General features: G+C 56.7%; 20 protein-coding genes. 4 read left to right on the forward strand and 16 right to left on the reverse strand.

Translation table 11 applies throughout. From position 1 onward, the window contains the following. Positions 1-6: 6 nt before the first annotated feature. From atpG to mnmG, 11 genes are all read right to left on the reverse strand, one after another. Positions 7-867: a F0F1 ATP synthase subunit gamma gene (gene atpG / locus AB4N53_RS19790; RefSeq protein ID WP_007911960.1), complete on the reverse strand. Its 861-nt coding sequence runs from the start codon at positions 865-867 to the stop codon at positions 7-9. 50 nt (positions 868-917) lie between these two features. After that, entirely contained in the window at positions 918-2462 is a 1545-nt protein-coding gene (atpA, locus tag AB4N53_RS19795) for a F0F1 ATP synthase subunit alpha (protein ID WP_103302851.1), read from the reverse strand. A gap of 21 nt (positions 2463-2483) precedes the next feature. Then, positions 2484-3020, reverse strand: coding sequence for a F0F1 ATP synthase subunit delta (locus AB4N53_RS19800; protein ID WP_016772404.1), 537 nt, complete (start codon positions 3018-3020; stop codon positions 2484-2486). 12 nt (positions 3021-3032) lie between these two features. Further along, entirely contained in the window at positions 3033-3503 is a 471-nt protein-coding gene (locus tag AB4N53_RS19805; RefSeq protein WP_016772403.1) for a F0F1 ATP synthase subunit B, read from the reverse strand. Positions 3504-3561: 58 nt separating this feature from the next. Further along, positions 3562-3819 carry a F0F1 ATP synthase subunit C gene (gene atpE / locus AB4N53_RS19810; protein WP_003097235.1) on the reverse strand — a complete coding sequence of 86 codons (258 nt, stop codon included), beginning with the start codon at positions 3817-3819 and terminating at the stop codon, positions 3562-3564. Between the two features lie 133 nt (positions 3820-3952). Continuing rightward, the gene (gene atpB, locus AB4N53_RS19815) at positions 3953-4822 is read right to left on the reverse strand and encodes a F0F1 ATP synthase subunit A (RefSeq protein ID WP_042607991.1); all 870 of its coding nucleotides are present in this window, start codon (positions 4820-4822) and stop codon (positions 3953-3955) included. A 16-nt stretch (positions 4823-4838) separates the two neighbouring features. Further along, complete coding sequence (locus AB4N53_RS19820; RefSeq protein WP_016772401.1) at positions 4839-5246, reverse strand: F0F1 ATP synthase subunit I; 408 nt, start codon at positions 5244-5246, stop codon at positions 4839-4841. A 148-nt stretch (positions 5247-5394) separates the two neighbouring features. Next, positions 5395-6267: a ParB/RepB/Spo0J family partition protein gene (locus AB4N53_RS19825; RefSeq protein ID WP_007960777.1), complete on the reverse strand. Its 873-nt coding sequence runs from the start codon at positions 6265-6267 to the stop codon at positions 5395-5397. A 9-nt stretch (positions 6268-6276) separates the two neighbouring features. Then, entirely contained in the window at positions 6277-7074 is a 798-nt protein-coding gene (locus AB4N53_RS19830) for a ParA family protein (protein WP_460122509.1), read from the reverse strand. Between the two features lie 18 nt (positions 7075-7092). Further along, complete coding sequence (rsmG, locus tag AB4N53_RS19835) at positions 7093-7737, reverse strand: 16S rRNA (guanine(527)-N(7))-methyltransferase RsmG (protein ID WP_460122511.1); 645 nt, start codon at positions 7735-7737, stop codon at positions 7093-7095. Further along, entirely contained in the window at positions 7734-9632 is a 1899-nt protein-coding gene (gene mnmG / locus AB4N53_RS19840) for a tRNA uridine-5-carboxymethylaminomethyl(34) synthesis enzyme MnmG (protein WP_460122513.1), read from the reverse strand. Before mnmG ends, rsmG begins: the two co-directional genes overlap by 4 nt. Before the next feature lie 569 nt (positions 9633-10201). Here mnmG and AB4N53_RS19845 point away from each other — a divergent pair. The 3 genes from AB4N53_RS19845 (at position 10202) to AB4N53_RS19855 (ending at position 14209) form a co-directional block, all read left to right on the forward strand. Continuing rightward, a complete protein-coding gene (locus tag AB4N53_RS19845) occupies positions 10202-10708 on the forward strand; it encodes a sigma-70 family RNA polymerase sigma factor (RefSeq protein WP_460122515.1) in 507 nt (168 codons plus the stop codon). Beyond that, positions 10708-11655, forward strand: coding sequence for a FecR domain-containing protein (locus AB4N53_RS19850; protein WP_460125193.1), 948 nt, complete (start codon positions 10708-10710; stop codon positions 11653-11655). The genes AB4N53_RS19845 and AB4N53_RS19850 overlap by 1 nt, the downstream gene beginning before the upstream one ends. Before the next feature lie 118 nt (positions 11656-11773). Beyond that, positions 11774-14209, forward strand: coding sequence for a TonB-dependent siderophore receptor (locus AB4N53_RS19855; protein WP_460122517.1), 2436 nt, complete (start codon positions 11774-11776; stop codon positions 14207-14209). Between the two features lie 41 nt (positions 14210-14250). Here AB4N53_RS19855 and mnmE read toward each other — a convergent pair whose 3' ends face one another. The 5 genes from mnmE to rpmH form a co-directional block, all read right to left on the reverse strand. After that, positions 14251-15618, reverse strand: a complete 1368-nt coding sequence (mnmE, locus tag AB4N53_RS19860) for a tRNA uridine-5-carboxymethylaminomethyl(34) synthesis GTPase MnmE (protein WP_460122519.1) — start codon at positions 15616-15618, stop codon at positions 14251-14253. 81 nt (positions 15619-15699) lie between these two features. Next, positions 15700-17382, reverse strand: coding sequence for a membrane protein insertase YidC (yidC, locus tag AB4N53_RS19865; RefSeq protein WP_460122521.1), 1683 nt, complete (start codon positions 17380-17382; stop codon positions 15700-15702). 2 nt (positions 17383-17384) lie between these two features. After that, the gene (yidD, locus tag AB4N53_RS19870) at positions 17385-17630 is read right to left on the reverse strand and encodes a membrane protein insertion efficiency factor YidD (RefSeq protein WP_027901580.1); all 246 of its coding nucleotides are present in this window, start codon (positions 17628-17630) and stop codon (positions 17385-17387) included. After that, positions 17623-18024 carry a ribonuclease P protein component gene (rnpA, locus tag AB4N53_RS19875; protein WP_024014946.1) on the reverse strand — a complete coding sequence of 134 codons (402 nt, stop codon included), beginning with the start codon at positions 18022-18024 and terminating at the stop codon, positions 17623-17625. Before rnpA ends, yidD begins: the two co-directional genes overlap by 8 nt. A 16-nt stretch (positions 18025-18040) precedes the next feature. Beyond that, positions 18041-18175, reverse strand: coding sequence for a 50S ribosomal protein L34 (rpmH, locus tag AB4N53_RS19880; protein ID WP_003213577.1), 135 nt, complete (start codon positions 18173-18175; stop codon positions 18041-18043). A 566-nt stretch (positions 18176-18741) separates the two neighbouring features. On the opposite strand from rpmH, the gene dnaA reads away from it, so the two are divergent. Then, entirely contained in the window at positions 18742-20265 is a 1524-nt protein-coding gene (dnaA, locus tag AB4N53_RS19885) for a chromosomal replication initiator protein DnaA (protein ID WP_460122523.1), read from the forward strand. Positions 20266-20267 lie beyond the last annotated feature (2 nt).

Here is a 20267-nt window from a genome sequence, read left to right on the forward strand (position 1 = left end):
GAACCGTTAAACCGCGGCAGCGCCGCCGACGATTTCCGAGATCTCTTGGGTGATCGCAGCCTGACGCGCCTTGTTGTAGATCAGCTGCAAATCGCTGATCAAATCACCGGCGTTGTCGGTAGCGTTCTTCATCGCGATCATCCGCGCAGCCTGTTCAGCCGCGTTGTTCTCGACCACCGCCTGGTAGACCTGCGACTCGACGTAACGGACCATCAAGCCGTCAAGCAGCTCTTTGGCATCCGGTTCGTAGAGATAGTCCCAGTGGTGCTTGAGATCCTGATCCGGGGTAGCCACCAGTGGAATCAACTGCTCCACGGTAGGCTGTTGCGTCATGGTGTTGATGAACTTGTTGGACACCACGGACAGGCGGTCAATACGGCCGTCCAGGTAGGCATCCAGCATCACCTTGACGCTGCCGATCAGATCATTGATCGACGGCTCTTCACCCAGGTGGCTGATAGCTGCAACGACGTTACCGCCGAAGTTACGGAAAAAGGCCGCACCCTTGCTACCAACGACACACAGATCAATCTCGACGCCGTTTTCGCGGTTTACCGCCATGTCCTTGACCAGGGCCTTGAACAGGTTGGTATTCAAGCCGCCGCACAGACCACGGTCACTGCTCACCACAACATAACCAACACGCTTGATTTCGCGGTCGATCATGAACGGGTGGCGGTATTCCGGGTTGGCGTTGGCCAGATGCCCAATAACCTGGCGGATACGCTCCGCATAAGGACGGCTAGCAGCCATGCGCATTTGTGCCTTGCGCATTTTGCTGACCGCCACTTTTTCCATGGCGCTGGTAATCTTTTGCGTGCTTTTGATGCTCGCAATCTTACTGCGAATCTCTTTTGCGCCTGCCATGTAACACCTATCAGGTTAGCAAGCGGGAGCCTCGCGGCTCCCGCTGCGGCTTACCAGGTTTGGGTGGCCTTGAACTTCTCGATACCGGCTTTCATGCCAGCGTCGATTTCGTCATTGAAGTCACCTTTAACGTTGATCTTGGCCATCAAATCGGCGTGATCGCGGTTGAAGAAAGCAATCAGCGCTTGTTCGAAGCTGCCGATCTTGGCGATTTCAATGTCAGTCAGGAACCCACGCTCAGCGGCATACAGCGACAGCGCCATGTCAGCGATCGACATCGGTGCGTATTGCTTCTGCTTCATCAGCTCGGTAACGCGCTGACCATGCTCAAGTTGCTTGCGGGTCGCTTCGTCCAGGTCAGAAGCGAACTGGGCGAATGCCGCCAGTTCACGGTACTGAGCCAGAGCGGTACGGATACCACCGGACAGCTTCTTGATGATCTTGGTCTGAGCGGCACCACCCACACGGGATACGGAAACACCGGCGTTCACTGCAGGGCGGATGCCCGAGTTGAACATCGCCGATTCCAGGAAGATCTGACCGTCGGTGATGGAAATCACGTTGGTCGGAACGAACGCGGAAACGTCGCCAGCCTGGGTTTCGATGATCGGCAGTGCGGTCAGGGAACCGGTTTTGCCGGTCACTGCGCCGTTGGTGAACTTCTCTACGTATTCTTCCGAAACGCGGGATGCGCGCTCCAGCAGACGGGAGTGGAGATAGAACACGTCGCCTGGGTAAGCTTCACGGCCTGGTGGACGGCGCAGCAGCAGGGAAATCTGGCGGTAAGCCACTGCTTGCTTGGACAGATCGTCATAAACGATCAGCGCGTCTTCACCGCGGTCGCGGAAGAATTCACCCATGGTGCAACCGGAGTACGGTGCCAGGAATTGCAGCGCAGGAGATTCCGAAGCACTGGCAGCCACGATGATCGTGTTGGCCAGGGCGCCGTTTTCTTCCAGCTTGCGAACCACGTTGGCGATGGTCGATTGCTTCTGACCGATAGCTACGTAGACGCAGAAAATGCCGCTGTCTTTCTGGTTGATGATCGCGTCGATCGCCAGAGCGGTTTTACCGATCTGACGGTCACCGATGATCAGCTCACGCTGGCCACGGCCGACAGGGATCATGGCATCGACAGCCTTGTAGCCAGTCTGTACAGGCTGGTCTACCGACTTACGCCAGATCACGCCTGGAGCAACTTTCTCGACCGCGTCGGTCTCGGTGTTGCCCAGTGGACCTTTGCCGTCAACAGGGTTACCCAGAGCATCGACTACGCGACCCAGCAATTCCTTACCAACAGGAACCTCGAGGATGCGGCCGGTGCACTTGGCGCTCATGCCTTCAGCCAGCGACTGGTAGGAGCCCAATACCACGGCACCTACGGAGTCCTGCTCCAGGTTGAGGGCCATACCGTAGACGCCGCCCGGAAACTCGATCATCTCGCCGTACATGACGTCGGCCAGACCGTGAATCCGCACGATGCCGTCAGATACGCTGACGACAGTGCCTTCGTTACGGGCTTGGGAGGTCACATCGAGCTTGTCGATGCGGCCCTTGATAATTTCACTTATTTCGGAAGGATTGAGTTGCTGCATTGCTCTGCTGCCCCTTCAAACTCAAGATTTCAATGCTTCGGCAAGTTTCGCGATTTTGCCGCGAATCGAGCCATCGATAACCAGGTCGCCGGCGCGGATCACGACACCACCAATCAAGGCAGCGTCCTCCGCAACTTGCAGGCGCACTTCCCGGTTGAGTCGTGCACTGAGAACCTTGGCGAGTTTGTCTTGCTGTTCTTGGTTCAATGCAAATGCACTGGTTACTTCAACGTCTACCGATTTCTCTTGTTCGGCCTTGTACAGGTCGAACAGAGCGGCGATCTCCGGCAGAAGCAGGAGACGGTCGTTCTCGGCAACGACGTTGATGAAGTTGCGTGCCTTTTCATCAAACTTGTCGCCGCACACGTCAATGAACGTGGCGGCCTTTTCTGCGCTCGTCAGTCGCGGGGCCTTGAGCACGCGCTGCAGGGTGTCGTCTTGCGACACCGCTGCTGCCAGGCCGAGCATGGCTGACCAATTGGCCAGTTGCTGGTGGGCCTGAGCGTGCTCGAAGGCCGCCTTAGCGTAAGGTCGGGCCAACGTGGTCAGTTCTGCCATGATCGCCCTCGCTTAGATTTCAGCAGCCAGTTGGTTAACCAGCTCTGCGTGCGCGTTTTGATCGATTGTGGCACCCAGGATCTTCTCGGCGCCGCCAACAGCCAGCAAGCCCACTTGGGCACGCAGCTTGTCTTTGACGCTGTTCAGTTCCTGTTCGATCTCGGCTTGAGCCTGAACCTTCACACGGTCAGCGTCGATACGGGCTTTTTCAACAGCCTCTTCGACGATCTGGTTACCGCGTTTCTTGGCTTGCTCGATGATTTCAGCTGCCTGAGCTTTCGCTTCGCGCAGTTGCTGACCCGCTTTCTCTTGGGCCAACTCCAGGTCGCGAGCTGCACGGCTGGCAGCGTCCAGACCATCAGCGATCTTCTTTTGACGTTCGTGCAGAGCAGCGATGACCGGAGGCCATACATACTTCATGCAGAACAGTACAAAAATCAGGAACGCAACGGACTGGCCAATCAGGGTCGCATTAATGTTCACGCCAACACCTCGCAGTTACGTTGTCCATCACACCAAATTACCCGGAAGATCCGAGTAATCAGCCAGCGATCTGACCAACGAACGGGTTCGCAAAGGTGAAGAACAGAGCGATACCAACACCGATCATGGTTACGGCGTCGAGCAGACCGGCAACGATGAACATTTTCACTTGCAGCATTGGAACCATTTCTGGCTGACGCGCTGCGCCTTCCAGGAACTTGCCGCCCAGCAGGCCGAAACCAATTGCGGTACCCAGTGCGCCCAGGCCGATCAACAGTGCAACAGCGATAGCGGTTAGACCAACTACAGTTTCCATCTTTCCTCCCGACTTTTACGTCGTATGGTTTAGGTTTTTTAGATTAAAGCGGTAAAACAAATCGTTTCAGATGCCCCGCAAGGAGCCCCTTCCCGTTTTACCGGGAAGGACATCAGACTAGTCGAGACTGGTCTTAATGGTTTTCTTCGTGCGCCATCGACAGGTAGACGATGGTCAGCATCATGAAGATGAACGCCTGCAGCGTGATGATCAGGATGTGGAATACAGCCCACGCCCACTGCAGAACTACGCCCAGGCCGCTGAGCCAGAGCAGGCCGCTGCCGAACATCACAGCGATCAGAATGAACACCAGCTCGCCGGCATACATGTTGCCGAACAGACGCAGAGCCAGAGAGATCGGTTTGGCGATCAGGGTGACGAATTCCAGCAGGAAGTTCACCGGGATCAGCAGGGCCTGAACGAAGATGTTCTTGCTGCCGAACGGGTGCAGGGTCAGTTCGCCGATGAAGCCGCCGATGCCCTTGACCTTGATGCTGTAGAAAATGATCAGTGCGAACACCGAGAACGCCATGCCCAGAGTCGCGTTCGGGTCGGTAGTCGACACGGCGCGGAACGGGATGTGGTGGTCACCGGAGATCAGGATGGCCAGCTGAGGAATCCAGTCGACCGGTACCAGGTCGACGGCGTTCATCAGGAACACCCAGACGAAGATGGTCAGTGCCAGCGGTGCGATCACCGGGCTACGGCCATGGAAGCTGTCTTTCACGCTGCCATCGACGAATTCGACCAATACTTCAACGAAGTTCTGCAAGGCACCCGGCTGGCCCGACGTCGCTTTCTTTGCCGCCATGCGGAAAAGAAGAACGAAGATCAGACCCAGCGCGACCGACCAGCCGAGGGTATCGACGTGGAAAGCCCAGAAGCCCATTTCCTTGGCCTCTGCTGCGGTGTGGGCAAAGCCCCAGCCGCCGTTGGGTAGCTGACCGAAAGTCAGGTTCTGCAAGTGGTGCTGGATATAGCCCGAAGCGGTTGTCTCTGCCATGGTTGCCTCAAACGCCCTAAGGTCTCGAAAGTCTTGTTCTCATCAGCAGGGGAGCGAACCAGCTGACCGACTGAGTCAGCACGAACACGCCGAATACTGCGATCGGCGCCAGTGGCTTCACACCTGCGAACACCAGTGCAAACAGCACTGCCGTCAAAATAAGTTTGCCTGCCTCGCCGGCATAAAAAGACCGGACGATGGACTGGGCTGCTCGGGCGCCGGAAAACCGAAATGCCCTGTGAGCGAAATAAACATTGGGCAGCAAGGCTATCAGGCCTCCGCAAAGTCCCGAGTATCCGGCAACGACTCCATGCCATTGCCAGAGCGCCAAAGCGGCAATGAGCAGAATGACAAATTGAGCCATCAACACCGGAAAAACCGCCAGGCGATGGAAAGGCAAGCGGTTTGGCGTGCGGGTTTCCATCACAGTTGCTCTCCAATGGTCGGCTGCCGAAATTCAATAACTTGGCATAATTTGTGCCGACAAAATGCGCGCAGAGTATAGGGGCGGTTCTGCCCCTATTCAACTGTCAGGTAGTGATTTCCGACTGCGCGCTACATGAGGAAATGTTTCAGCGGATGTGTGCGAGCACACCTTGAAGCTCATCGAGGGAGTTATATCCGATCACCAATTGGCCTTTGCCCTTCTTGCCATGGCGAATCTGCACCGCAGAGCCTAGGCGCTCGGCCAGGCGCTGCTCGAGGCGAGCGATGTCCGGGTCGGGTTTTGCAGCTTCCACAGGCTCCGGTTTACCACTCAACCACTGACGAACCAGTGCCTCGGTTTGGCGCACAGTCAGTCCTCGTGCGACAACATGTCGCGCCCCTTCGACCTGCTGATTGTCCGGCAGACCAAGCAAAGCACGCGCGTGACCCATTTCCAGGTCGCCGTGCGAAAGCATGGTCTTGATCACTTCGGGCAGTGCAATAAGTCGCAACAGGTTAGCCACAGTCACCCGCGACTTACCCACAGCCTCGGCAACCTGCTGCTGAGTCAGCTGGAATTCCTGCTGCAAGCGCTGCAAAGCCACTGCTTCTTCGATCGGATTAAGGTCTTCACGCTGAATGTTCTCGATCAGCGCAATGGCAATCGCGGTTTCATCCGGCACATCGCGAACCATCGCCGGGATGGTTTCCTGCCCGGCCTGCTGACTGGCGCGCCAGCGGCGTTCACCGGCAATGATCTCAAAGCGACCGCCGCCAATCGGGCGCACCACGATCGGCTGCATCACGCCTTGAGCCTTGATCGACTGTGCCAGCTCTTCCAGGGCCTGCGGGTCCATGTCGCGGCGCGGCTGATATTTGCCGCGCTGCAGCAGGTCCAGCGGCAGGTGTTGCAGTTCGCGGGTGTCAGCCTGCGCGGCTTGTTCTTCCAGCGCGCTGACCGTCGGACCACTCAGCAGTGCATCCAGTCCACGTCCGAGACCTCGTTTCTTGACGGCCATGGGGATTCCTTAAGTTGGCTGAGCGGCAGCAATGCGTGAATTTGTGCGCTGACGACGAACCATCTCGCCCGCCAGAGCCAGATAGGCCAGGGCACCACGCGATTGCTTGTCGTAGGCCAGCGCCGGCATGCCGTAGCTCGGTGCTTCGGCCAGGCGGATGTTGCGCGGGATTACCGTGTCGTAGAGCTGATCGCCGAAATGCTCCTTGAGCTGTGCCGAGACATCATTCATCAGGCTCAGCCGCGGGTCGTACATGGTCCGCAACAGGCCTTCGACTTTCAGGTTGGGATTGAGCAGCTCGGCAATGCGCTTGATGTTATCCACAAGGTCACTCAAACCCTCCAGCGCAAAGTATTCGCACTGCATGGGGATAATCACCCCGTCAGCGGCGACCAGTGCGTTGAGGGTGAGCATCGACAGTGACGGCGGGCAGTCGATCAGAATGTAGTCGTAGTTGTCACGGATTGGCGCCAGCGCACTGCGCAGACGGCTTTCCTTCATCTGCATTTCCAGCAGCACCACTTCGGCGGCGGTCAGATCGCGGTTGGCCGGCAGCAGTTGATAACCGCCGTGCTCGGAGAAGTGCATGGCCTGGCCCAGGTCGCATTCACCGATCAGCAGATCGTAGACCGAGTTTTCCAGGCCATGTTTATCCACACCGCTACCCATGGTGGCGTTGCCCTGTGGATCGAGATCGATCAACAGCACCCGGCGCTTGGTCGCGACCAGGGATGCTGCGAGGTTGATGCAGGTGGTGGTCTTGCCCACACCACCCTTTTGGTTCGCTATCGCGAATACCTTAGCCATTCTTGCTTGTGTTCCCAATCATGCCGTGCGGCGCAGTATCAGCAGATGGCGTTGGCCTTGGCAACCGGGTACGGCCAGGGCGTGTTCGCTATCGAGTTTGAAATCTGCCGGCAATGCTACCAGCTCATCGGCCGGATGAACGCCCTTCATTGCCAGCCAGCGTGTATCGGCATCGCCCAGGTGGCGAGTCCAGTTAGTGAAGTTTTCCATGCTGCTGAAGGCCCGGGAAATGATCCCGTTGAATGGCTGCGCAGGCTGGAAGGCTTCGACGCGACTGTGGATAACTTGCAGGTTATCCAGTTTGAGTTCGAGTTTGACCTGAGTCAGGAAGCGGGTTTTCTTGCCGTTGCTGTCCAGGCAGGTCACTTGCGACTCCGGATACAGGATCGCGAGCGGAATACCGGGCATGCCACCGCCACTGCCGACATCGAGCCAGCGACCGTTTTCGATAAACGACATCACGCTGAGACTATCGAGCAAGTGCCGCGAAACCATTTCGTCTGGATCGCGCACAGCGGTCAGGTTGTAGGCCTGGTTCCATTTGATCAACAGGGCCAGATAACCCAGCAGCAATTCGTGCTGGGTTTCAGTGAGATGGACACCGAGCTCGCGGGCTCCTGTGGATAACTCTTCGGCATGTTGCGAAGTGACCTTAGAACTCAAGCGCTTTGCTCCAACTGACGGCCCGCGCCGCGTTTTTTCAAATGAATCATCAACAGCGAAATCGCTGCCGGGGTTACACCCGGAATCCGCGAAGCCTGGCCCAGAGTCTCGGGACGTGTGGCGCCGAGCTTGCTCTGGATCTCCTTGGACAGGCCGGAAATGTTGGTGTAATCGATATCCACAGGCAATTTCGTGTCTTCACTGGCGCGCAGACGGGCGATTTCGTCCTGTTGACGGTCGATATAACCGGCGTACTTGGTCTTGATCTCAACCTGCTCGGCGACCTGTGGATCTTCAGCGCCCTGCCCGGTCACTTCGACCAGACCGACATAGTCGATTTCCGGACGGCTCAACAGGTTGAGCAAATTGTATTCGTGGGTTAGCGGCGTGCCGAATTTCTCGGCAATCGCATCGCCCTGCGGGGTATTTGGCCGTACCCAAGTGCTTTTCAGACGCTGTTCTTCAAGTTCGATGCTTTCGCGCTTCTTGCAGAAGGCCGCCCAACGCGCGTCATCGACCAGACCGAGCTCGCGACCTTTTTCGGTCAAACGCAGGTCGGCGTTGTCTTCGCGCAGAATCAGCCGGTACTCGGCACGGGAAGTGAACATGCGGTACGGCTCTTGGGTGCCGAGTGTGATCAGGTCGTCGACCAGCACGCCGATATACGCTTCATCGCGGCGCGGACACCAGGCTTCTTTGCCCTTGGCACGCAGTGCGGCGTTGGCCCCGGCGAGCAGACCCTGGGCGCCAGCTTCTTCGTAACCGGTGGTGCCGTTGATCTGCCCGGCGAAGAACAGACCGCCGATGACTTTGGTTTCCAGGCTGTACTTCAAATCACGCGGATCGAAGTAGTCGTACTCGATCGCATAACCTGGACGCACGATATGTGCGTTTTCCATACCGCGGATCGATTGCACGATCTGCAATTGCACATCGAACGGCAGGCTTGTGGATATCCCGTTCGGGTAGAGCTCATGGGTGGTCAGACCTTCCGGTTCGATGAAAACCTGATGGCTTTCCTTGTCGGCAAAGCGATGGATCTTGTCTTCGATCGACGGGCAATAACGCGGGCCGACGCCTTCGATTTCACCGGCTGCGGAATACATCGGCGAACGATCGAGGTTCGCTGCGATGATTTCGTGGGTACGCGCATTGGTGTGAGTGATCCAGCAACTGACCTGGCGTGGATGCTGTTCCTTGTTGCCCATGAACGACATCACCGGAATCGGCGTATCGCCCGGTTGCTCGGTCATTACCGAAAAATCCACAGACTTGCCATCAATGCGCGGCGGCGTACCGGTTTTCAAGCGCCCGACACGCAGTGGCAGCTCACGCAGACGGTGGGCCAGAGCAATCGAAGGGGGATCACCAGCACGACCGCCGGAGAAATTCTGCAAACCAATGTGGATAAGTCCGCCGAGGAAGGTACCGGTAGTCAACACCACGGAATCGGCGAAGAAACGCAGACCCATCTGTGTGACAACACCACGGACTTGCTCCTGCTCAACGATCAGGTCGTCAGCAGCCTGTTGAAATATCCACAGGTTCGGCTGGTTTTCAAGAATTTCGCGGACAGCAGCTTTGTACAGAATCCGGTCGGCTTGCGCACGGGTCGCCCGTACGGCCGGACCTTTGCGGCTGTTCAACACGCGAAACTGGATGCCGCCCTTATCGGTAGCTATGGCCATCGCGCCGCCTAGGGCATCGATTTCCTTGACCAGGTGACTTTTGCCGATGCCACCGATGGCCGGGTTGCAACTCATGGCGCCGAGGGTTTCCACGTTATGCGTCAGCAACAGGGTTTTTGCGCCCATGCGTGCTGACGCAAGTGCTGCCTCGGTACCGGCATGACCGCCGCCGATGACGATCACTTCAAAACGGGAAGGGAAATCCACCACGCACCTCGTGCCTGCTTAAGTAGGTCATTCAGGAAAAATTTGAGCTCAGGTTTCTGGACCTGGTCGGCAAGTATAGGGACTTCGCCCTTTCTAAAGAACCCTTTGCACAAAATTTAACCAGCTGTGGAGAACTCGAGGTTAAAAGAATAAAAAAGAGAGAAATTTATAAAACCTTTGTTTTTATGTTTATTCTTACTGAGCAACATTTCTGTGGATAGATTGCTACAGGCCATATTTTTCAATGTGTACAGAGGTTCAAAACTCTGTGTCAAAGTGGCAATGAGGCCGTTGGATAACCCGTATAAGCCTGTGGATTAAAGGTGTGGTTATCCACAGGGCGGGTTATATCCAGTTTTCAACCCCTGTTATCAACTGACCTCAGTGGCAGTTATTCACAGGGCTTAACCCACAGAAAATCGCCAACATGGCTTTTTAGGGACGCAATAAAACGCCAGCGAAGGATCGGTGACGTTTGGCAAGCCAAGGGCAGGAAATGAAAAGGCTATTGTGAGAGGACGTAACAGAGGCTAATAATAGCCATTATCATTAACTCTCCAGTTTCTGCCATGCCCCTACCCGCCCATACCGCCGCCATCGAGCAAATCTACGAGCAACACCATTCGTGGCTATATGGCTGGCTCAAGGGAAAACTGCACAACGCCTGCGATGCGGCCGATGTAGCGCATGACACGTTTTTGCGAATTCTGGCGGCGCGCAATGCAGTACATATTCGTGAGCCGAGGGACTATCTGGCGACAATTGCGCGCGGTTTAGTGATCGACCGTTATCGACGGTGCGCCATCGAAACCGCTTATCTGCAGACGCTTGCAGCCCGCCCGGAAGCAACGGTCATCAGCGAAGAAGACCGGGCATTGATTATTGAGATTCTGATCGCTGTGGATAAGGCTCTGGCCGGACTGGGCAGGCGTACAAGGCAGATCTTCATGCTTTCGCAAGTCGATGGACTGACTTATCAACAGATTGCCGTACACCTGAAGGTTTCGCTGACCACAGTAAAGAAACACATGATTCGCGCCCTGACGGAATGCGCCCTGATCATGGCGCAGCAATGATGGCCATCGCTCCCGACCGCCAGGTATTCGAAGCTGCCGCCGGCTGGTACGTCCAATTTCAATCCCAGCCACCAAGCCTTGCCGAACAAAAAGCCTGGCAGTTGTGGATAGACAGCGATCCGGCGCACTTGGCGGCGTGGACCCAGATGGAGCAGTTGCAGCGCCACCTCGGTACGCTGCCGCATGATCTGAAACGACGTGCGCTCAATGGCAGCCTACAAAGGCGTCAGGTACTCAAGCTACTGCTGCTTGCAGCGGGAACAGGCTTCGTTGGCTGGAATGTTCAAACTCACACTTCCATGGGCAACGTCTGGGCGGACTATAAAACCGGTGTGGGCCAGCGTCGGACCGTCAGCCTGGCCGATGGCAGCCAGATCCAGCTCAACACCGATTCGGCCATCGATGTTTCTTTCGACGCAGCGCAACGCCTGATTCGCGTGCGCTCGGGTGAGATCCTCGTCCAAACCGGCAAGCTCGGTGATCGGCGGCCGTTTTATGTGCAAACCCGTGACGGGCGGATTCAAGCATTGGGGACTCGGTTCTCGGTGCACGAGTTGTCGAACTCAACCCGGGTCGGCGTTCTTGAAGACCGAATCAGCATTCAGCCTGCGCAGTCATCTGCCGCTCCACTCGTACTCAAAGCAGGTGAAGGCGCAGATTTCGATAGTCGACATGTCGGGCGCATTCATCCCTTCCGTCCAGCAGAAATCGCCTGGATCAACGGTCAATTAATCGTTCTTGATGCGCCCTTGGGCGATGTCATCGCAGAATTGGGCCGCTATCGCAGGGGTGTACTGCATTGCGATCGTCGGGCCGCAGATCTGCGGGTCTCCGGGACTTTCCGGCTCGATTCGACCGACGCAGTGCTGGCCAATCTTCAGGCTTCGTTGCCGATCGATGTCCGCTATTTCAGCCGTTACTGGGTCTCGATCAGCCACCGCGCCTGATCAGAAAACGGTTGGGGAAAAATAATTTCAACGAGGGTTATCTTTTTCCACCCTGACCCGGCCCTACAGGTAATCGCGATAAACGCGGCTCTTCGCCACCTTCAGGGCTAATCCACCTATGCGTCTTCCTACGTTCCGTCAGCGCTTTTCTCCTCACTGCATTGCGTACAGCTTATTGATGGCCGGCGCTGCGTCCTGTCTGGTCACCAGCCATAGCGCCTGCGCGGCGACCGCATCGCAGCGCTACGCCATTGCCGCCGGCCCGCTGGACAATGCGTTGAGTCAGTTCGCCTCTGCCGCCAATGTGATTCTGTCGTTCTCACCGCAGCAGACAAATCGCTTGCGCAGCGCCGGGTTGAACGGCGACTTCAGCGTCGAACAGGGTTTCGCTCAATTGTTGCAAGGCTCTGGTTTACAGGCTGTGCCGCAAGCACCTGGCAGTTACATTCTGCAGACCTTGCCCAACGGAGATTCTCTGGAACTGGCGCCGACCAACATCAACGCGCAGTTGGGTAATCCAATGAATCTGGATTACGCCGCCGACGTTGGCTACAAGGCGCAAAACAGCCGGATCGGTACGAAAACCAGCACACCGTTGTCGGAAACGCCTCGTTCGGTGTCAGTGGTGACCGGACAACGCATCAAGGATCAGAAATCCCAGACACTCACCGACGTCCTCGGCTACGTGCCGGGAATCTTCGCCCCGCCGTTCGCTGCCGGCGACAGTCTGGCCGGCGATCTGTTTTACATACGCGGCTTCAACGCCACCGATTACGGCTACGGTCTGCTCCGAGATGGACTGCGCGTGCAGGGCAATCGCTATGACACCAGCACCGAGCCGTACGGACTTGAACGAGTCGAGGTATTCCGTGGCCCTTCGTCGCTGTTGTATGGCGAAAATGCGCCGGGCGGTCTGGTCAATCTGGTCAGCAAGCGCCCGACTGCCGCGCCGCAAGGTGAAGTGCAATTGGGTTATGGCTCGAACAATCGCCGGCAGATCGGCGTCGACGTCTCCGGCCCGCTCAATGACAGCGGTAATGTTCTCGGCCGTGTGGTGATGCTGGGGCGCAAATCCGATACCCAGACCGACCACGTTCCTGACGACCGCATTTACATCGCCCCTTCGCTGACCCTGAATTTTGACGATTTCAACACGCTGACTCTGCTGGCCAATTACCAGAAAGATCACACAAACATGGAGCTTGGCCTGCCGGCCGCCGGCACGTTGCTGAGCAATCCCAACGGCCAGTTATCCAAAGACACCATGCTCGGTGACCCGGACTGGAATACCTTCGAACGGGAAACCTGGAGCACCGGTTACGAGTTCAGCCATTCGTTCAACGATGACTGGCAGTTCCGCCAGAACTCGCGCTACATGCAGTCGCGCATCACCCGCCACGAAACCTGGCCGGGCAATCTGAACAACGCCGGCTTCGGCACGCGGCTGAACATGACCGCTTACGATCGCTTCAACAAATCCATGGTGTATTCGCTGGATAACCAGCTGGAAGGCAAATTCCAGGCGGGCGATCTGGAAAACACCGTATTGTTTGGCGCCAGCTACGATCGCACCTCGTTCAACCAGGACTGGAATGCCGGCATTGTTGGGCCGATCGACGTCTACAACCCGGTTTACCGGCGTGATCCGACCACGCCGATTGCCGTGCAGAACACTTTGCTCGAGCAGCAGATGAAGGGTGTTTATGCACAGATCCAGAGCAAGTACGACCACTGGCTGTTCTTGCTTGGCGGACGTCAAGACTGGGTCGACAGCGATTTCCGCGACAAGGTGGCCCAAGGCAGCAACATCAGTTCCGAGGACAAGAAATTCACCTATCAGGGCGGCGTGATGTATCAGTTCGACAACGGCATGACGCCGTATGTCAGCTATTCAACAGCGTTCGTGCCGGTGCAGCAGATATCAAATGCCGGCGCACCGCTTGATCCGATCATCAGCAGCCAGTACGAAGTGGGTTTGAAGTACGAACCGATCGGCTGGGACACCACTTTCACCGCTTCGGTGTATGACCTGCGCAAGAAGGACGACACCTATTTCGACGCAACGACGTCGACCTATCGCCAGGTGGGCGAAAGCCGCGCCAAAGGGGTGGAGCTGGAACTCAACAGTAACCTGACGCAGAACCTCAATGTCACGGCGGCTTATACCTACACCGATGCGAAGATCACCAAGGATGCAGCGACGTCGCTGGTCAAAGGTCATCAAATGACCGGCGTGCCGCGCAACCAGGCCTCGGTCTGGGCGAAATATCGCTTCCTCGACAGTGATCTGAAAGGCTTGTATGTGGCCGGTGGCGTGCGCTATTTCGACAGTGCGTTTGCCTACACTTCGCCTTCTCTATACGGAAAGCTGGATGCCGGCGACGTCACATTGGTCGACGCGGCTGTTGGATATCAGATCGATACACACTGGAGTGTCGATCTGAACGCGAAGAACCTGTTCGATAAGGAATACGTTTCGGGATGCAACGACGCAGGCCGCTGTTACTGGGGCGAGGATCGTACTTTGCTCGGTACGGTTTCCTATAATTGGTGAACAAAAAAGGGCTGTGGATGAATTATCCACAGCCCTTTTCTTTACTTGCCGATGCAGAAGCTGGAAAAAATCCTTCCCAGCAAATCATCTGAGCTGAATGCGCCGGTAATTTCACCCAAGGAATGTTGAGCCTGACGCAAATCCTCGGCGAGCAATTCGCCAGCGCCCGCCAGCGTCAGTTGCGCGCGGCCGTGTTCCAGTGCCGCGCTGGCCTGGCGCAGTGCTTCCAGATGGCGGCGACGTGCGCTGAAGCTGCTTTCCGAAGTCTGCTCGTAACCCATGCACGCCTTGAGGTGATCACGCAGCAGGTCGAGGCCTTCGGCAGACTTGGCGCTGAGACTGATGGTCACGTGGCCGTCGTCACTGGTTTCCAGTGCAACCGCTTCACCGGTCAGATCGGCTTTGTTCCGGATCAGGGTGACTTTTGCTGGATCCGGTCGGGTTTCAAGGAATTCTGGCCACAAGGCAAAAGGATCCAGTGCCTCGGGTGCGGTCGCATCGACCACCAGCAAAACCCGATCCGCTTCACCGATGGCTTTCAACGCCCGTTCCACGCCGATCTTTTCCACATGATCATCGGTGTCGCGCAAGCCTGCGGTATCGACCACGTGCAAAGGCATGCCGTCGATGTGGATATGTTCGCGCAGGATATCCCGCGTGGTGCCGGCAATCTCGGTGACGATGGCAGCCTCGCGACCCGCCAATGCATTCAACAGGCTGGATTTTCCGGCATTTGGCCGGCCAGCGATGACGACGGTCATGCCATCACGCAATAACGCGCCCTGCCCCGCTTCGCGCAGCACTGTGGATAACTCATCGCGTACTTTGTCGAGCATGCTCAATACATGGCCGTCGGCGAGAAAGTCGATTTCCTCTTCCGGGAAGTCGATGGCGGCTTCGACGTAGATACGCAAGCCGATCAGTTGCTCGGTCAAGTTATGCACGCGCTGGGAAAACGCACCCTGCAATGAACGCAGCGCATTGCGCGCAGCCTGTGCAGAACTGGCTTCGATCAAATCGGCGATGGCTTCGGCCTGGGCCAGATCAAGTTTGTCATTGAGGAAGGCGCGCTCGCTGAATTCCCCTGGACGGGCCAGACGGCAGCCCAGTTCCAGACAGCGCTTGAGCAACATGTCCAGGACGATCGGGCCGCCGTGACCCTGCAGTTCCAGGACGTCTTCGCCGGTGAACGAGTTTGGCCCCGGGAAATACAGAGCCAGACCTTCGTCCAGCACTTGCCGGTCGTCACTGAAAAATGGCCCGTAATGGGCGTAACGCGGTTTCAGCTCGCGGCCGCTGATGGCTTTTGCCGCAACGCTGGCCAACGGCCCGGAAATACGGACGATGCCCACACCGCCGCGACCTTGGGCGGTGGCGACGGCAGCGATGGTTTCACGGGGTGTGCTCATAAAGCGGCATCCAGACAAAAGTGGCAGATAGCAAAACGCCCCACTAGGGGGCGTTTTGAGTGGTGTTATCCACAGTGCAAGTTACGCCTCGGCTTTTTTCGTCGCCGCTTCGATCTTACGCGTGATGTACCACTGTTGTGCAATCGACAGGCAGTTGTTCACAACCCAGTACAGCACCAGACCCGCCGGGAACCACAGGAAGAAGAAGGTGAAGATGATTGGCATCATTTTCATCACTTTCGCCTGCATCGGATCCGGAGGAGTCGGGTTCAGCTGCTGCTGGATGAACATGGTTGCGCCCATGATGATCGGCAGAATGAAGAACGGATCCTTGATCGACAAGTCAGTGATCCACAGCATGAACGGCGCCTGACGCATTTCCACGCTTTCCAGCAGAACCCAGTACAGCGAAAGGAAGACTGGCATCTGCACGAGGATCGGCAAGCAGCCGCCCAGTGGATTGATCTTCTCTTTCTTGTAAAGCTCCATCATGGCCTGCGACATTTTCTGCCGGTCATCGCCATGTTGCTCTTTCAGCGCAGCCAGTTTCGGCGCCACGGCACGCATGCGCGCCATCGACTTGTAGCTGGCGGCCGACAGCGGGAAGAAAATCCCTTTGATCAGCATGGTCAGGAAGATGATCGACCAGCCCCAGTTACCGACGATGGCGTGGATATGTTGCAGCAACCAGAAGATCGGCTGGGCAATGAACCACAGAATGCCGTAGTCGACAGTCAGTTCCAGACCTGGGGACAACTCTTTCAGCACAGCCTGGCTTTTCGGACCGGCGTACAGCACAGCGCTGGTTTCAACTTTTGCACCTGGAGCAGCGGTCAAAGTAGGACCGGTGTAACCAATGATGTAGTTGCCTTTGCTGTCTTTACGGGTCTGGACGATGTTGTTTTCGCCCTTCGCCGGAATCCACGCGGTCACGAAGTAGTGTTGCAGCCAGGCTACCCAACCACCGGTGACGGTTTCCTTGAGCTGCGCCTTGTCCATGTCCTTCATCGACACTTTCTTGTACGGCTCGGAACTTGTCCACAGGGCAGCGCCCAGGTAAGTCGCGGTGCCAGTAGCAGTGGTCGATGAAGGATCAGCGCTGGCGTCGCGCTTCAACTGGGCAAACATTGCGCCGTTCCAGGGCTGAGCGCTCTGGTTATCCACAATGTAGGAGACAGCGACGTCGTACAGGCCACGTTTCATGGTGAAACGCTTGATGTAGTTGACGCCGTCCTTGCTGAATTTCAGGTCAACGACGAGTTGATCCTGACCGTCAGCCAGTTGGTAAACCTTCTTCTCCGACGAATAAACCGGACGACCGGCCGGGTTTGCATCCGGGCCGTTGGTGCCGATCAGACCGCTTTGCGCCAGATATACACGTTCGCCGCCGTTATCGAATAACTGGAACGGCACGTCAGGACGGTCCTGACGACGTGGATACAGAGGCAGAGTCAGTTGCGCAACATCGCCACCCTGTGGATCGATCGCCAGATCGAGCACATCGGTCTTGACCTGAATCAGGTCTTTGCTGGCAGCAACCGGCGTTTCCGCTGGTGCACTGGTATCGCTGGCGGCGCGCGGAATATCGTCACTGGCGGCAGTATTTGTGCCAGTGGCGGTGTCCGGCAAACCGGATGTAGTCGTACTGGAAGCAACATTCTGAGTCGGCAGGGCAGCCTGGCCATAATCCTGGTTCCATTTAAGAACCATGACGTAGGACACGATTGCCAGGGCGACGATCAGGATCGTGCGTTTGATATCCATGATTACTCGGCCATCGAAGAAGAACGGGAGGTAGGGACAGGTGGAACCGGGTCATAACCACCGGGATTCCACGGATGACAGCGACCTAAACGACGAAAGGTCAGCCAGCCACCGCGCAGAAGGCCATGATTTTCAATGGCTTCATACGCGTAGCAGGAACAACTGGGGTAGAAGCGACAGTGGCTGGCCATTAAAGGACTAATGGCATAGCGATAAAACTGGATCGGAACGAGGGCCAGTTTACGCATCGGTACTGTCTACCCCTACAGTTTCGGTTTTGACTGCCGGAACGGGCTTGTTGCGTGCCAGACGCTTCCAGAGTTTGCCGAAATGCTGAATCAATTCGGGGTTTTCTACATCACCCAAACCTTTGCGCGCGACGATTACGATGTCCCAGCCGACCAGTGAATCCTGGTGCAGACGGAACGATTCGCGCATCAGACGTTTGAGGCGATTGCGCTCAACGGAGAGCTTTACGCTCTTTTTCCCGATAACCAGCCCGAGACGGGGGTGATCAAGATCGTTGTTGCGTGCAAGGAGCAGGAGGTTTTTCCCCGGAACCTTGCCGGTAGGGGAGTCAAAGACTGCCTTGAAATGCCGGGGGGTAAGCAGACGCTTTTCCCGACTGAAGTCCTGACTCACCTCCAGTACCGGATTATCAAACTGCCAGACGCGCACGACCTTTGGCGCGACGACGCGACAGGACTGCGCGGCCGTTCTTGGTAGCCATGCGAGCACGGAAACCGTGGGTACGAGCGCGTTTGATAGTGCTTGGTTGGAAAGTACGTTTCATGTCGTGTTACCTGGTTCGTCCACAACGGGCCGGAATGGCCCCCGTTTTAAGAGACCGGGGATTCTAGAGAAAGCAAGCCTTCAGGTCAATTTCCAACCAGCGTTTCCTTATAAATAGATCCACGCAGGGTTTTCGCTCGAAAGCCTCTCAGCCAGATATAGAAATAAAGAAGGGAATTATTTAAAGCTTTTCTGTAAAGCTTATAAAAGCTAGGTACGCCATCTTCTGTGGATAACTATCTTTGGGCCTTATTCCACGCGGCGTACAGAGAATGACAACTACAGTGGAAAACCGTGTTCAGCCTGTGCTGCGCTATCGGATAAGCTGTGCGTGGAATGGTCTGTTATCCACAGGCCGGTTATCCACCGAGTTTAGCCCCCACTTGTCCAGTGCCCTCAGTGGTGTTTATCCACAGGGCTTATTCACATGCCGTTGGTCGCCTTTTAATGCTTTAAAGCATTGATAAATGATGGTGATGGACCTAGCTGCATGTGGATAAGTGAACCGCTCGCCGCTACAATGGCCGCTTGTTTTTGCCTCACCGGCTTTCAACTTAGGGGATATCCGTGTCAGTGGAACTTTGGCAGCAGTGCGTGGAGCTTTTGCGCGAAGAGCTGCCTGCCCAACAATTCAACACCTGGATCCGTCCACTACAGGTCGAAGCTGAAGGCGACGAGTTGCGCGTATACGCACCTAATCGTTTCGTGTTGGACTGGGTCAACGAAAAGTACCTGGGCCGCGTCCTTGAACTGCTGGATGAGCACGGCAATGGCTCGACGCCTGCGCTGTCCTTATTAATAGGCAGCAAACGCAGCTCGGCACCTCGTGCCGCACCCAACGCACCACTGGCGGCCGCGCAGGTTCCTCAGGCGCAGGCCAATAATGTGCCAGCAAGCAATCCGGCACCCGCGCCAACGCCTGCTCCGGCCAAGCGTTCCACACAGAAGGCCGCCGAAGTCAGCGAAGAGCCGTCCCGCGACAGCTTCGACCCGATGGCCGGTGCCGCCTCGCAGCAGGCGCCGGTTCGCGCTGAACAGCGCACCGTGCAGGTAGAAGGTGCGCTCAAGCACACCAGTTACCTGAACCGCACGTTCACCTTCGAGAATTTCGTCGAAGGTAAATCCAACCAGCTCGCCCGTGCGGCGGCCTGGCAGGTGGCGGACAATCCCAAGCACGGCTATAACCCGCTGTTCCTTTATGGTGGCGTCGGCCTGGGTAAAACCCACTTGATGCACGCGGTGGGCAACCATCTATTAAAGAAGAATCCGAATGCCAAGGTCGTGTACCTCCATTCCGAGCGCTTCGTGGCCGACATGGTCAAGGCGCTGCAGTTGAACGCCATCAACGAATTCAAACGTTTCTACCGTTCAGTGGACGCTTTGTTGATCGACGATATTCAGTTCTTCGCCCGTAAGGAGCGTTCCCAGGAAGAGTTTTTCCACACCTTCAACGCGCTGCTTGAAGGTGGTCAGCAGGTCATTCTCACCAGTGACCGCTACCCTAAAGAAATCGAAGGCCTTGAAGAACGCCTTAAATCCCGCTTCGGCTGGGGCCTGACCGTTGCGGTCGAGCCGCCGGAGCTGGAAACCCGCGTGGCGATCCTGATGAAGAAGGCCGATCAGGCCAAAGTCGATCTGCCACACGACGCCGCATTCTTCATTGCCCAGCGCATTCGCTCCAACGTCCGTGAGCTGGAAGGTGCGCTGAAGCGCGTAATCGCCCACTCGCACTTCATGGGTCGCGACATCACCATCGAGCTGATCCGCGAATCCCTGAAAGACTTGCTGGCGTTGCAGGACAAACTGGTCTCTGTGGATAACATTCAGCGCACAGTCGCCGAGTATTACAAGATCAAGATTTCCGACCTGCTGTCCAAGCGCCGTTCGCGCTCGGTGGCTCGTCCGCGTCAGGTCGCCATGGCGTTGTCCAAGGAACTGACCAACCACAGCCTGCCGGAAATCGGCGATGTGTTTGGCGGCCGCGACCACACCACCGTGTTGCACGCCTGCCGCAAGATCAACGAACTTAAGGAATCCGACGCGGACATCCGCGAGGACTACAAGAACCTGCTGCGTACACTGACCACTTGATG

Source organism: Pseudomonas sp. H3_E04, assembly GCF_054668915.1.